The sequence below is a fragment of the Halobacillus shinanisalinarum genome, assembly GCF_022919835.1.
Classification (GTDB): domain Bacteria; phylum Bacillota; class Bacilli; order Bacillales; family Halobacillaceae; genus Halobacillus_A; species Halobacillus_A shinanisalinarum.
Genome location: NZ_CP095074.1, coordinates 1,943,532 through 1,958,486, shown reverse-complemented (window position 1 = coordinate 1,958,486; position 14,955 = coordinate 1,943,532). Strand labels below are relative to the sequence as shown.

Below are 14,955 nucleotides of genomic sequence, written 5' to 3'. Positions count from 1 at the left end.
AGGACGTGGTTAGTTTTAGCTAAAACAAATAAACACGGGCTTCATATGGTGACAGCTTTACATGTTTTGTCTCGTGGTCTAAAGTATTAGGTTGATTCGTAAGTCGCAGTGCATCTAATGTTAATGTATACTCACTTTCAAAGCTTGCTTCAGCTGCTGTTAAATTCGCTAAAATTAATGCGGTTTGCTCATCATATGTGCGTGTATAGGCAAAGACTTGTAGATCATTGGGAAGCAACAACTCATAGGTGCCATACGTAAACAATTCATGTTGCTTTTTTAATTGAATCAGTTGCTTATAATGCGAAAGGATGGAGTGCTCATCCTGTAATTGCTGGGCAACATTAATGGACAGGTAATTAGGATTGACTTTCATCCATGGTTTCCCAATTGTAAAGCCCGCCTGATCCTCTGCCGTCCACTGCATAGGGGTTCGACTGTTGTCACGGGAGGTTTTCCATAGGATAGCCATAATTTCTTCATGTGACCAGCCGTCTGCCTTTTTATTCTGATAAAGGTTTTTAGCTGCGACATCATCATAGTCTTCAATAGATGGCAAAGCGACATTGGTCATGCCAATTTCCTGCCCCTGATAAATAAAAGGCGTTCCCCGCATTAGGAAGTACATCGTGGCTATTGCTGTTGCACTTTCCCGCCAATATTCATGATCATTTCCCCACGTCGATACCGAACGTGCTTTATCATGGTTTTCTATAAATAATGCATTCCAGCCATCCTTTTCAAGCCCCTTCTGCCAATGAGTCAGTGCTTCTTTAACCCCGATGACATCAAGTTGTTGCTCGGTACCTTGACCCCAGAGGTCGAGATGCTCAAACTGGAACACCATATCCATCTTTCCTTCTTTGCCAACCCATAAATGTGCTTCGTCTGCACTTACACCGTTGGCTTCACCGACGGTCATGACATCATAATTTCCGTAGGTGCGGTCTTTGAACTCTTGCAAAAAGGTATGAATGCCATCCTGGTTCATGTGCTTATCAAAGGAAGAAACATAGCGTTTGTTATCAGGGTTCGGCATATCAGGAAGACCGGCCTGTTTCTTAATATGGCTGATGGCATCAATTCGAAAGCCGTCTATTCCTTTATCGAGCCACCAATTCACAGTACTGTACAGTTCTTCTCTAACTTCAGGGTTTTCCCAATTTAAATCAGGTTGTTTTGTTGAGAAAACATGCAGGTAATACTGGTCAGTCTTCTTATCGTATTGCCAGGCGGAGCCTTCAAAGATACTTTCCCAGTTGTTTGGTTCGCTGCCATCCTTGCCGTCACGCCAAATGTACCAATCGCGCTTCGGGTTTTCCTTCGAAGATCGTGATTCAACAAACCATGGATGCTCGTCACTCGTATGATTAAGGACAAGGTCAATAATCAGCTTCATCCCACGTTTATGAACCTCATTCAATAACTGATCAAAATCAGCCATCGTTCCGAATTCTTCTAAAATATCCTTATAATCAGATATATCGTAGCCATTATCCTCTTTAGGAGATTTGTACATAGGGCAGATCCAGATAAAATCGATGCCTAAATCCTTAATGTAATCCAGACGGTCAATCATACCTTGTAAATCGCCAATACCGTCCCCGTTTGAATCCTGGAAGCTCCTTGGGTAAACCTGGTACCCAACAGCCTCTTTCCACCAAACCTTTTCCATAGTTCTAACCCCCCTAAGATTAACCTGTTTTTTCGCCATAGTGTGCTGGAGTATGGCTTATACGTTCACCAAACAATCGCTTCCTAGAGCGTTTATAATAACAACGTCCGGCGATTGTGCAAACGTTTTCCTAAACTAGTTCATATCTTATCTGATTTTCTTGGATTTTACAATGAATGCAATTGAATCAATTTCATAATTGCTCTTTTTAAAACGCCAAAGAATGGCAGAATATATGGTTCTTTTCCGAAAAGGTTCAAAATGGATTCTTATCCAGCAGATTTTAGTTTCCATTTTATAAAGAAGTTTGATCACTTTCTATCCATGTTGCTTCACACCGCCCCCTTATCCTGGAGACTCAGCTCTGAGACACCTAGGTCCATTACGGTATGAGGGCTCGGGGGACGACTCGCTTTCTTGAGGACCGCAAGCCATATGCCTTTCATACGTGCGGACCGGAAAAACCGAGCAACGAAGAAATTCGCCGTTTATCATTTGGTGACTTTTTAAGCATCCTCTTATAGGGCAACATTCTATGAGATACTGGTGCAACAAGGCTGATTATTGGATTATTGTCAGAAAATATATTAATCTGAACTTAGTAGTTTTGTTCGAAAAAGGAAAATAGTTCAGAGAAAATAGGGCGAGTAAAGTAGCTGGTTCTTACCTGGAATCTGTTATTTTAAAGGTGGGTTATATGGACTTTAGTGTTGAATCAATTATATTATTACTATCAATCATGCTATTAACAGGAGTATTGACCACAAAGTTTTCCATACGCTTAGGGATGCCCTCTCTAATTTTGTTTTTGGCGGCTGGAATGCTTTTAAATAACTATATCTATTTTGAGAATGCAAAACTTGCCCAATTGATCGGGATATTTGCCTTGATTATCATTCTTTTTGATGGCGGTACCCAAACAAAATGGAAGGATATCAAGCCGATTGCAGGCGCAGCCAGTTCACTTGCGACTGCAGGGGTGATGATTACTTCAATTGTTACAGGCGCCGCGGCTGTTTATATATTCGGACTTTCATGGCTTGAAGGGTTGTTGTTAGGTGCTATCGTTGGTTCAACCGATGCAGCAGCTGTATTCTCTGTTCTTGGGAATAAGAATATAAAGAAGAGAATCACCTCCACATTGGAGGCTGAATCTGGGACGAACGACCCGATGGCGGTTTTCTTAACGATCATCTTCATTGACTTAATTCAAATTCCTGAAACGTCTATTTGGGAAGCAATAGGAAGCTTTTTTATAGAAATGGGATTAGGTTTAGTAACCGGACTATTGCTAGGGAAGCTGACCGTTTTTGTTGTTAACAAGATTGACTTGGATTCCTCAGGGCTTTACCCTGTTCTTGCCTTATCGTTTGCTATCTTTACATACGCCTTCACTGCTACTATTGGCGGGAGTGGCCTATTAGCCGTATATGTTATGGCTGTTTTTGTAGGGAATAGCGACTTAATGTATCGCTTCGCAATTCTTCGTTTTAATGAAGGGTTTGGATGGATGATGCAAATCCTCATGTTTATGATGCTGGGTCTTTTGGCTTTTCCAAGTCAGCTAATAGGAGTGGCATGGAAAGGGATTCTCTTATCCATCATATTGATGTTCATCGCAAGACCGATCGGAGTATTTATCAGTATGATCGGAATGAACTATAACCTCAAGGAAAAAACCTTCATATCCTGGGCGGGATTAAAAGGCGCCGTACCGATCGTTCTAGCCACATATCCCCTTATAGATGATGTGGAAAACAGCGATCTCATCTTTAATGCCGTATTCTTCGTTGTCATCATATCTGCATTAGTTCAAGGGAGCACCTTATCATGGGTAGGTTCGCGTTTGAAATTAGCAGGTGATCCAAAGAATCGCTCGATTGGTGAGCTTGAATTAATTAACCTAGGCAAAACCGAAACGGAAATTATTGAAGTTACTCTCGGTGAAGACTCACCTATAACCGGTCGTGAACTCAATGAAATAGATTTTCCAAAAGACACGATTATTGTAACGATAACACGCGGAGATGAAGTGATCACACCAACCGGGGACTCAATCATGCAAGCCTATGATACGGTTTATGTCCTAACACAGAAGAAGAAACGAAAAGAAGTAAGAAAGCTATTGACAGTTAAAGGTCAGGAAAAGGCTAAGAAAAAAGTTAATCCTTGATCTTGATAGAAAAAACAGTAACTCAGGACAAAGAAAAGGCAGCTTGTTTTCCCGGAAAGGAAAGGAAAAGACAAGCCGCCTTTTTCTATTGGAAATGTTTAAGTGAGTCTCTTGGATTTACTTACATGTTTTTGAAAAGATTACGGATTCTGGCTGTTTAATGTAGCTCCTAAAGATTTTATCTGATGGAATCCCTGATGAAACGACCAGTCATGTCTACAATAGAGGCTACATGAGTGGAGGATACCGATTCAGAATCAGAGAGCACAGAACGCCTGATTTCTCATTCGTAATATAAGAATTTTCTATAGATGGCCATTTATTAATCGTTTGTGTTTTATTATACCCATGCAGGGTATGAGTATAGAAATGAAGGTTTAGGTAAATGTAAATAGTACATATAGGAGGTTTTAGAGTGCCAAAAGAACATGAACATCATCACAAGGGAGACGAAAGTAATCAACACGAACATTCCCATAAGGGAGGTGACAATCATGAAAACCATGAACATGATGAACACGAAGGTCATGAACATCACGATCATGGAAACATGGTAGAAAATTTTAAGAAAAGGTTTTATATATCGTTGATTTTCACGATTCCTATTTTATTACTATCTCCGATGATACAAAATTTCATTGGTTTGCAACTTTCTTTCCGATATGACCAGTACGTTTTATTCTGTTTAGCTACGTTTGTATTCTTTTATGGTGGCTGGCCATTTCTAACAGGGGCCATTGATGAGTTGAAGAATAAGAATCCTGGTATGATGACACTGATTGGGCTCGCCATTTTTGTTGCTTACGGTTATAGTTCTCTTGTCGTCTTTGGTTGGGAAGGCCGTAATTTCTTTTGGGAGCTTGCAACATTAGTGGATATTATGCTCCTTGGTCATTGGATTGAAATGAAGTCAGTGATGGGGGCTTCCAATGCACTACAAGAACTTGTGAAGTTAATGCCTAATGAAGCACATCGTGTAAATGAAAATGGGGAAACAGAGGATGTGCCGATAAATGAACTAGGCAGCGAAGATCATGTATTAGTAAAGCCAGGTGAAAAAATACCTGTCGATGGGGTGATTGTTGAAGGTCAATCGGCGATTGATGAATCAATGTTAACAGGTGAATCTGTGCCTGTAGAAAAAAATCAAGAAGATGAGGTCATCGGCGGTTCCATCAATAAGGAAGGTAGTCTCACGATACAGGTGAAAAGTACAGGCGATAACACTTATCTCTCTCAAGTTATTTCATTAGTAAAGGAAGCACAGAGTTCAAAATCCCGTGCTCAGGATTTAGCCAATCGTGCAGCTAAATGGCTGTTTTACTTGGCATTAGCAGCAGGAATTATTACCTTCATCATTTGGATAGCCTTAGGGTTTGCTATCGATGTAGCTATCGAGAGAATGGTCACCGTCATGGTTATTACTTGTCCGCATGCTTTAGGGCTGGCAGCACCGTTAGTCGTTGCCGTTTCAACAGCCATCTCAGCAAAGCAAGGTTTATTAATTAGAAATCGTACCCAATTTGAGAATGCACGCAACTTGGATGCGGTCATTTTTGATAAAACAGGGACACTCACTAAAGGGGAGTTTGGTGTCACGGATGTAGTCCCTTCACAGAGATATCAAACCAATGATGTCATCTACTGGGCAGCGAGTACGGAGCAAAATTCAGAGCATCCCCTTGCGAGAGGGATTATCCAAAAAGCCGAGGATATAGAGATTTCCTTGGATACTGTAGAAAACTTTGAATCGATGACAGGGAAAGGACTCCAAGGTGATGTTGCGGGCAGAAATGTGAAAGTCGTCAGTCCTGGGTATATGAAAGATGAAAAAATATCGTATGATTCTGCTTCTTTTGATGAGCTTTCCGAACAAGGAAAAACAGTTGTGTTTGTTGTACTTGATGATGATCAGTTGGTCGGCATGATTGCTCTGGCAGATATGGTACGGAAGTCAGCCAAGGAAGCGATAGCCGCTCTTAAACAAAAAGGCGTTCATTCCATCATGTTGACAGGGGATAACAAAAAAGTGGCCGATTGGGTTGCTAGACAGTTGGATATGGATGAAGTGTATGCTGAGGTATTGCCTGATCACAAAGCAGACCAAGTGAAGAAAGTGCAATCAGATGGAAGACAAGTAGCGATGACAGGTGATGGTGTAAATGATGCACCCGCTCTCGCAACAGCCGATGTAGGTATAGCTATTGGAAGTGGTACCGATGTGGCTGTAGAGACAGCAGATATCGTTCTAGTTAAAAGTAACCCAAAAGATATTGTATCGATTATAGAATTGTCCAACAATACGTATAAGAAAATGGTTCAAAACTTATGGTGGGCAGCAGGGTATAATATCATTGCTATTCCGTTAGCAGCAGGTATTCTGGCACCTATTGGAATTATTTTAAGTCCAGCCGTTGGGGCCGTTCTGATGAGCTTGAGCACTATAGTTGTGGCCATCAATGCTAAATTACTCAAAGCATAGATGATAAAAGAAGATGCAGTTGTCCGGTAGGAGTGACTAGAAACTAGCGCGAAACAAGTTTTTTCAGGTCCCAAGAAGTGTAGGCTGTGTCATCTCCAATTCTCATAAAAATGCCTCCATTGCTAGCACAATGGAGGTAAACAATTTTAGTGGTCATGTTAATGAGAATGTCCTTCATGTTCGTGTTTACACAAGAGAGAATTCTCATGAGGGTGTTCATTTGTTTCCAATTGGACTGTCACATGTCCGACATGTTTATTCTGTAGTTGAGCTTCAACAGTTCTTAGTAGTTCCTGACACTCTTGAATAGTCAAATTCTCTGTAACAACTGCATGACAGGAGAGAGCATTTTGCCCACTTGTAATACTCCATACGTGTAAATCATGAATGCCTAAAATCCCAGGAATAGCTTCGATCGTATCGGTAATGTCTTTGATCTCGACGTTTTTAGGTGTTCCTTCCATTAAAACATGTACAGCATCTCTCGCTACACGCCAACCACTAATCAAAATAAGGATGGCCACAATGACACTTGCAAGAGGATCTGCCCAGCCCCATTGGAAAAACATGATGAGTAGTGCAGCAACAATAGCACCAACAGAACCTAATAAGTCACCTAAAACATGAAGAAACGCCCCACGTAAATTCAAATTTTCTTTTGTATCACCTTGACGCATCAGTATCCAAGCCACCGAGATATTTACAATCAAGCCAATAATAGCAATAGTTAGCATACCCATAGAACCAACCTCTGGAGGGTTGGTAAAACGTTGATAAGCTTCATAAAAAATATACAATGAGATTAATACAAGAGTAACCCCATTAAACAAAGCGGCAAGGATTTCAAAACGTTTATATCCGTATGTCTTACTGTAATCCGCTACTTTTTCACCCATTACAAAAGCCAGAACACCAACACCCAGTGATACAGAATCACTTAACATATGTCCTGCATCAGATAATAAGGCAAGGCTGTTCGTTAAAAAACCACCAATCGCTTCAATTACCATATAGGTCGTTGTAATAATAAAGCTGATCAGTAAAGCCTTTTTATTTGCTCCATGAGTATGGTTGTGTCCATGCCCCATTAGAATCCCTCCAATAAATCAAAATAAGTCAATATATGAACACATATCAATTTAAAGTGAATAGTGATACCTTTATCTTTAATAAATTTTTTCATTCTATGCCTATTAAAAAGCTTAGTTATGGCACGCATGTTCAATAGTTTGTTTAAGCACATCCATAACATGGACGTCATCATGGGAATAAAATAATGTTGTTCCTTCCCTTCGGTATTTTACAAGTCTTAAGTTTTTTAAAAAACGCAATTGATGGGAAACCGTTGACTGTCTAAGGTCTAAGCCTTCTGCAATGTCATTTACTGAGTATTCCCTATCAAAAAGGAGATATAGAATTCGGATTCTTGTGGGGTCACCTAGTGCTTTGAAGGTTTGAGATACTACAAATAAAGTTTCTTCACTTAATTCTTGTTGTTCTCCTGTACTTAATTGTTTTTCATGGTTTATTTCTTTCATTTAAACCTTTCCCTTCTTATCAATCTTGGTAAAGTTGTGTGTGGGCTAGTGCTAACTATAATCCAAGTGTAAGGTAATAAAATATGTGTATATTAGTATATGCACATATTTTATTATTGATGAAAGACATTGTCAATTCGACACGATGATCCATGCCGATGTCAACGGCATTCTGAATATCTTACGAAAAGTATGTCCCGATGCTTACAAGGCAGAGGGTCTAGCGGGATTGTGCCTTAGGGCAAACGTGTCAACTTCACGAATGTTAAGCATGACTTAGTACTTGACACACTCGAAACTCCCGCCTCTAATCGTAAGCGAAGGTGGGAGAGTATTCATGCACACCTTGGAGCAGTTTACATATTAAAATGGGCTTATTGGATTGGTTTATCATTTTTTTATATAACAGCCATTAATGATCCGTATAATTTACCGGCCATTTTCTATGCTATTGTGAAAAAAAGATGGAAAGGGGCATGTAGAAAATGGCACAACAACCGCTTGCAAAGAAACTTGATGAGGTACAATCTTCGGGCCAGCAAAAAAAGTCAGGAAAGAGACCAAATTTGGCATTATCGTGGATCGGTGGAATTGCTTTCACCTTTTTCATTGCACTATTAGGACTTGGGTTATCTGAGATTCCGGGGTTTGATCGTGTGGGCCCTCTTGCTTGCGCAATTATCATCGCCATCATTTGTCGTCAAATTTGGGAATATCCTGAAAAAATTCGTCCGGGTATCGAATTTTCCGCAAAAAAATTACTTCGGTATGCCATCGTGTTATATGGATTAAAGTTAAATATTGTTGTTATCTTTAATCAGGGCTTGCCTTTGCTAGTACGTGATATCGGAACCATTGTTTTTGTAATGGTAACTATGATGTTCATGGCAAAATGGCTAAAGGCTGATTTTGTATTATCCCTTCTACTTGCAGTTGGAACAGCTGTTTGCGGTGCAGCAGCTATTGCAGCCATATCCCCGATCGTGAAATCTGAGGAGGAGGATACGGCGATCGGGGTAGGTATAATTGCTTTAGCCGGAACCATTTTTGCTCTGCTTTATACTCTGATCCGGCCTATCCTGCCTATATCCGGTTCGGATTATGGGGTTTGGTCTGGGGTAAGCTTACATGAAATTGCTCATGTGGCACTAGCTGCTGCGCCTGGGGGAGAGGATGCGTTAGCGATTGCATTATTAGCTAAATTAGGTCGAGTGTTTTTATTGGTCCCTTTATGCTTTATCTTGATGTATTGGATGAAGAAGCGAAACTCTAATGGGGCTGGAGAAACAAAGATAGAATTCCCTTGGTTTTTAATTGGTTTTATCTGTATGAGTCTTTTCGGAAGTTATGTCATTGGCGAGTATATTCAAATACCGGCTGCCATCATGGATGGAATTGCAACCCTGTCCACTTTTGTTTTAACCATGGCCATGGTTGGACTTGGCTTAAACGTTAGTTTCCAAGCAATAAGAGCAAAGGCATCTCGGCCGTTAATTGCAATGCTGATCACTTCTTTATTATTATCTGTCATTACCTTTCTCACCTTATAATAGAGTGGATTGTGAACAATGTTAAGATTTCGCGGATAAAAACTCTCTTGCCCAATTTATAACATTTCCCTATCTCAGTTATTAAATATCCTGATATCGGAATTTATTGAAAATTGTGAATCGGTAAGATTATAATTAGATATAGATAAAGTGAACTTGTTAACTGTAGCATTCTTCTATCCTAGAAGTAATGGATAGGATGTCTACCTTGGGGTGAAGTTCACTGAAAGGGGATGATGAATGGAAAGGGCGTCTAATTTTAAAGAGTATTGGAACCGTTTGCAAGAAGGTGTTTTATTTACGGAAAATCGGAGGTCTCACCAATGTCTTTAGATCATACAAATCCTGTTCCACTTCATATTCAACTGAAGGAGATTTTAGAGAAGAAAATTTTTGACGGAGAATATAAAACCAAAATTCCGAGTGAAAGGGAATTTATGGAGGAGTTCTCGATTAGCCGTAGCACCGTTAGAGAGGCAATTAATCTGCTAGTCCGGGATGGCGTTCTAGAAAAAAAGAAGGGCAAGGGAACGTTCGTTTCATTTAAGCCCATTCAAGAATGGTTAGGGTACTTAAGCAGTACGACGGAAACGATTCGCGGAATGGGGATGAAACCGGGAGCAAAACTGATTGACCACGGTATTATGAAGCCCGATGAATCAATCATTTCATTAACGGGGCTTGATACGGCATATTTTATTAAAAGGATCCGTTATGCAGACGATGTACCCATCGCCATAGAAAATCAATATTATCCTGTTGAGATCGGAATGAAGCTCGAGAAATATGACCTAGATAAGGCAACACTTTATGATTTACTTGAGAAGAAATTAGAAATCAATTTTGCAGATGCGGAGCAAATGATCACAAGTGGACCATTTCTTGAAAACGATGCTAATCATTTAGGAGTTTCTCCCGCTACATGTTCCCTGATTATCAACCGCATGATTTATGATAACGAAGGCGATCTCGTTGAGTATCAAGAAGGGTTCTATCGTTCAGACATGTATTCGTTTTCGATCAATTTATCAAGAAAAAATAATTAAGGAAGAGAAGCCCCATCTGAATTTTTTAAATCACTGAACGTAAAAGTGTCTTTTAACTGGTCCGAACAACCGGATGTCCGAATGGTCAATTTCTGTTTGTATGTTAATCATCTAGTTGAAGGGGATGAATGTGATGAAGGTAAAAGATGAAATGGATAGTTTGGTGAAAAAGGATACGGATCATCTATGGCATGCGATGCATCGCTATGTTGAAAATCAACCAACGATGGTCGCGGAATCTGGTGAGGGTTCATGGTTTACAGATGTGAATGGGAACAGATATTTAGATGGTGTATCAGGCTTATGGTGTTTAAATTTAGGCCATGGCCGACAAGAAATAATTGATGCAGCGGCTGACCAAATGAAGCAATTGTCGTATTTTCCCCTTACGTTGAGCCATGTACCAGCCATTGATCTTTCGGCGAAAATTAGTCAACTTTTAGGTGGATCCTATAAGACTTTTTTTTCAAATAGCGGATCTGAAGCCAACGAGGCTGCCTTTAAGATTGCTCGTCAATACCATGGTCAAAATGGAAATCCTGGAAAGTACAAATTCATTTCAAGATACCGTGCGTACCATGGAACGACCTTAGGGGCATTAAGTGCAACAGCGCAAGCGAACCGTCGTATGAAATATGACCCAGGTGTACCGGGCTTTCTTCACACCTCGCCTCCATATAGTTACCGTAGCCTTTTTGGTGAAGACACGGAGAAAAGTGATCTGATCGCAGCAGAAATGATTGATCAAATGATCACGTGGGAAGGGGCAGAATCCGTAGCCGGTGTCATTATGGAGCCATTTATTTCTGGCGGGGGAGTCATCATACCATCTAAGGCGTATTTAACAAGAGTTTCCGAGATTTGTAAAAAACATGATGTGCTCCTAATAATGGATGAAGTAGTTTCTGGTTTTGGACGTACCGGAAAAATGTTTGGCTTTATGCACTCAGATGATGTTGAACCAGATATCGTTACGATGGCTAAAGGATTGACAAGTGGCTACTTACCTTTAGGAGCAACTGCAGTAAAATCTGAAATCTATGAAAAGTTTAAAGAAGCCGGTGACCACACACATTTTAGACACGTTTCCACATACGGGGGGCACCCAGCATCATGTGCAGTCGCATTAAAGAATATTGAAATCATTGAAAGAGAACAGATCGTAAATCGTGTAGATAAACTAGGTGAATCCATTTTAGGACAATTAAAGGAGCTAATTGAACACGAGAACGTCGGCGAAGTCAGGAGCGTTGGTTTCCTTTATGGCATTGAAATGGTCGAGGATAAGAAGACAAAAAAACCGGCCTCTGACCAATTGATTGGTTCAATTATTGGAAAATGTAAAGAAAATGGATTGATTATAGGACGCAACGGTGACACCGTACCTGGTTACAATAACGTACTAATTATAGCGCCACCCCTCTCCTCAACAGAAGCTGATTTAGAGTTTTTAGTGAATACAGTAAAGTCAGCATTTTACGATGTCAAAGCCTACATTAGGACCGAAAAAACAAGCAGACAGTGAGTTCGCAGCTTATACTAGGTGTTTTTTGAACATCCTCTCATAGAAAGGTGAGCGAATATGAACTATGAGAAGCTACAAACATTCATCACAGTAGCTGATAAGAAAAGCTTTTCTGAAGCAGCTAAATTACTCTATCTATCCCAGCCAACGATCACATCCCAGATAAAATCACTAGAAAAAGACCTGAATACGACTTTGTTTGAACGGACTACCAAACAGGTTCAACTAACACAGTCTGCGAATGTTCTTTACCGTTATGCCAAGGAAATAATTAAGGTAAGTGAAACGGCTGAAAAGGAAATTATGAGCATGTCTGACCAGGTTTATGGCGACCTGGAAATTGCTTGCAGCCTAACCATTGGCGAGAATATTCTTCCGCAAATTTTAGGGGAGTTTAGAAAAGAATATCCTTTGGTCCGGATGAGTGTAGACATCACAAATACGACTCAGATTATGGGGAAGATTAAAGACCATGTCTTGGACCTTGGGTTAATTGAAGCGCCAATTGAAGATCCGGAACTATTCCTAGAACCTTTCCTAGAAGATGAGCTCACTTTAGTTGCAACCCCTCACTATTTTGAAGAGGAGAAAACGGCTGTTTTGCTGGAAGAATTAAAGGAACTCCCATTGGTATTGCGGGAAAGTGGGTCAGGTACACGAACAGTCATGAACCAGCACCTAATTAACAGCGGCTTAAATCCGTCAAGCCTAAATGTTGAGTTCGAATTAGGAAGCACGGAAGCAGTAAAATCGGCGGTAGAATCCGGACTGGGGCTTTCCATTTTATCCAAAAGTGCAATAAAAAAAGAATTACAATTAGGGCTTTTGAAAACGTACCCTATTCAAGATGTATCCTTTTTAAGGAATTTCTATATCGTCTTTCATCGTGATGTAGTGTTGAAGTCTACAGCTGAAGTATTTCTTCATTCTATTAAACACTTAGATAAAAAGCTATCATTTCAATCCCCAGTATGCTAGATAGGGGAATGAATATAAATAATAATTTAGGAGGAATTTTATATGGCAAAAGTAGAATCCGAAGTAAAACAAATAAGAGGGAAAAAGGTTAAGATGACGCCAAGTGAAGCTATTGTAGAAACACTAGTGGCTGAAGGAGTAAAAGAGGTTTACGGAATTTTAGGATCAGCGTTCATGGATATGCTTGATCTATTACCTACTGCCGATATTCGGTTCCTGCCGGTACGTCATGAACAAACAACCGCACATATGGCTGATGCCTATACTCGTGTAACAGGAGTAGCAGGTGTAGTAGTTGGTCAGAATGGACCGGGGATTACAAATATGGTAACTTCTGTGGCAGCAGCGAATCAGGCACACACCCCTATGGTCGTAATTTCACCATCTGCAGGTACGCCGACAGTTGGATGGGATGGTTTCCAAGAATGCAATCAGGTCTCTGTGTTTGAGGACATTACGAAGGAAACGGTTCAGGTAACCCACGTCAGCCGCGTAGCTGATTGCCTGCGTACAGCATTTAGAATTGCATATGCCGAACGAGGGCCAGTACTATTCGATATCCCCCGTGATTATTTTTACGGTGAATTAGAAGATCAAATTTTGGAACCTTATCAATATCGTGTGGATTCTCGTGGAAGCGGTGATCCTGCTCAACTAGATAATGCCGTTGAGCTGCTTAAAAACGCGGAGTATCCTGTGATTATCTCAGGTCGAGGAACCGTAGATTCTGACGGGATTGATACAGTCAAAGAAATTGCGGAACATCTAACAGCCCCAGTAGCGGTTTCCTACATGCATAATGATGCGTTTCCGGATAACCATCCATTAGCTGTTGGGCCCATTGGATATATGGGTTCAAAAGCTGCCATGAATACGTTGAAAAAAGCAGACGTCGTGCTCGCCATCGGCACAAGGTTATCGGTGTTTGGAACCTTACCTTGTTACGACATTGATTATTTTCCTAAAGACGCCAAGATTATTCAGGTTGATATTAACCCTCGAAATATTGCACGTACACATCCGATTGAGGTTGGTTTAATTGCAGATGCCAAATCAGCATGTGATGAGCTCCTAAATCGATTGCAGGAGGAAGCCCCTGATCCGGTACAAAACCAAAATCGTTTACAAGAAGTCACGCATGAAAGAGAAAAATGGGAAGAAGAACTTGTATCCCTGGCAATGGAAGACGGAAATCCTATCAACCCTCGACGCGCCCTGTTGGAGTTGATGAGAGCAGTACCAGAAGGAACGATGATCTCAACTGATATTGGAAATGTTTCCTCTACAGCAAATGCTTATTTGAAATTTAACCAAGGGAGAAAACATATTGCGGCACTTACATTTGGCAATACAGGATTTGCTTATCCAGCGGCATTAGGAGCGCAATTAGGAGATCCGAGCAGTCCCGCGGTGGCCATTGTCGGTGATGGTGCGTGGGGCATGAGTCTCCACGAAGTTAGTACAGCAGTAGAACAGAATATTCCGGTCGTTGCATGTGTGTTCAATAACAACGCATGGTGTGCCGAGAAGAAGAACCAAGTAGATTACTACGATAATCGCTTTGTCGGTGCAGATATTGATTCCCCTGATTTTGCCGAAGTAGCTAGATCAATGGGAGCGCAAGGGTACAGAGTAGATAGGCCAGAAGATGTCGGGCCTGTGATAGCTGAGGCGATTAAATCCAAAAAGCCAACTGTTATAGACATCCAAGTAGACGGAACGCAACTAGCACCACCATTCAGAAAAGATGCACTGAAAATGCCAACACGTCACTTGCCTAAATATAAACATTTAGATTTTGAAAGCTGGGGTAAAAAATAACGATTAGTTAAGAGGCTGTCTTGTAGAAGGTCCGCAATTCTGCGGCCTTCTGTAACAGCCTCTTTTTACTATGTATTAAAGGGGGAGCGTTAAGAAAATACGTATCTAAAGCTCTCTTTCTTTGTTACAATCATAATGACATTAAACAGGCTGATCCCTGTATTGAT

General features: G+C 40.7%; 10 protein-coding genes. 7 read left to right on the top strand and 3 right to left on the bottom strand.

Going from position 1 to position 14,955, the window contains the following annotated elements:
* Window positions 1-19: 19 nt before the first annotated feature.
* The gene (locus MUO14_RS09700) at window positions 20-1,675 is read right to left on the bottom strand and encodes a glycoside hydrolase family 13 protein (RefSeq protein WP_244755021.1); all 1,656 of its coding nucleotides are present in this window, start codon (window positions 1,673-1,675) and stop codon (window positions 20-22) included.
* Between the two features lie 697 nt (window positions 1,676-2,372).
* Between MUO14_RS09700 and MUO14_RS09695 the strand changes: the two genes are divergently transcribed.
* Both MUO14_RS09695 and MUO14_RS09690 read left to right on the top strand, forming a co-directional pair.
* Window positions 2,373-3,848 (top strand): potassium/proton antiporter, encoded by a 1,476-nt coding sequence (locus MUO14_RS09695; RefSeq protein ID WP_244755020.1) that lies wholly within the window; start codon window positions 2,373-2,375, stop codon window positions 3,846-3,848.
* A gap of 415 nt (window positions 3,849-4,263) precedes the next feature.
* On the top strand, window positions 4,264-6,330 hold the full coding sequence (locus MUO14_RS09690) for a heavy metal translocating P-type ATPase (protein ID WP_396265818.1): 2,067 nt from the start codon (window positions 4,264-4,266) through the stop codon (window positions 6,328-6,330).
* Between the two features lie 158 nt (window positions 6,331-6,488).
* On the opposite strand, the gene MUO14_RS09685 is transcribed toward MUO14_RS09690, so the two are convergent.
* Together MUO14_RS09685 and MUO14_RS09680 are read right to left on the bottom strand one after the other, a co-directional pair.
* Window positions 6,489-7,418, bottom strand: coding sequence for a cation diffusion facilitator family transporter (locus tag MUO14_RS09685; protein WP_244755019.1), 930 nt, complete (start codon window positions 7,416-7,418; stop codon window positions 6,489-6,491).
* A 114-nt stretch (window positions 7,419-7,532) separates the two neighbouring features.
* Window positions 7,533-7,868, bottom strand: a complete 336-nt coding sequence (locus MUO14_RS09680; RefSeq protein WP_244755018.1) for an ArsR/SmtB family transcription factor — start codon at window positions 7,866-7,868, stop codon at window positions 7,533-7,535.
* A gap of 485 nt (window positions 7,869-8,353) precedes the next feature.
* Between MUO14_RS09680 and MUO14_RS09675 the strand changes: the two genes are divergently transcribed.
* The 5 genes from MUO14_RS09675 to xsc all read left to right on the top strand — a co-directional run bounded on the left by MUO14_RS09675 (window position 8,354) and on the right by xsc (window position 14,788).
* Entirely contained in the window at window positions 8,354-9,418 is a 1,065-nt protein-coding gene (locus tag MUO14_RS09675; RefSeq protein ID WP_244755017.1) for a YeiH family protein, read from the top strand.
* 323 nt (window positions 9,419-9,741) lie between these two features.
* Entirely contained in the window at window positions 9,742-10,464 is a 723-nt protein-coding gene (locus MUO14_RS09670; protein WP_244755016.1) for a GntR family transcriptional regulator, read from the top strand.
* Between the two features lie 133 nt (window positions 10,465-10,597).
* Window positions 10,598-11,989, top strand: a complete 1,392-nt coding sequence (locus MUO14_RS09665) for an aminotransferase (RefSeq protein WP_244755015.1) — start codon at window positions 10,598-10,600, stop codon at window positions 11,987-11,989.
* A gap of 57 nt (window positions 11,990-12,046) precedes the next feature.
* On the top strand, window positions 12,047-12,967 hold the full coding sequence (locus MUO14_RS09660) for a selenium metabolism-associated LysR family transcriptional regulator (protein WP_244755014.1): 921 nt from the start codon (window positions 12,047-12,049) through the stop codon (window positions 12,965-12,967).
* A 42-nt stretch (window positions 12,968-13,009) separates the two neighbouring features.
* The gene (gene xsc, locus MUO14_RS09655) at window positions 13,010-14,788 is read left to right on the top strand and encodes a sulfoacetaldehyde acetyltransferase (protein WP_244755013.1); all 1,779 of its coding nucleotides are present in this window, start codon (window positions 13,010-13,012) and stop codon (window positions 14,786-14,788) included.
* Window positions 14,789-14,955: the final 167 nt, after the last annotated feature.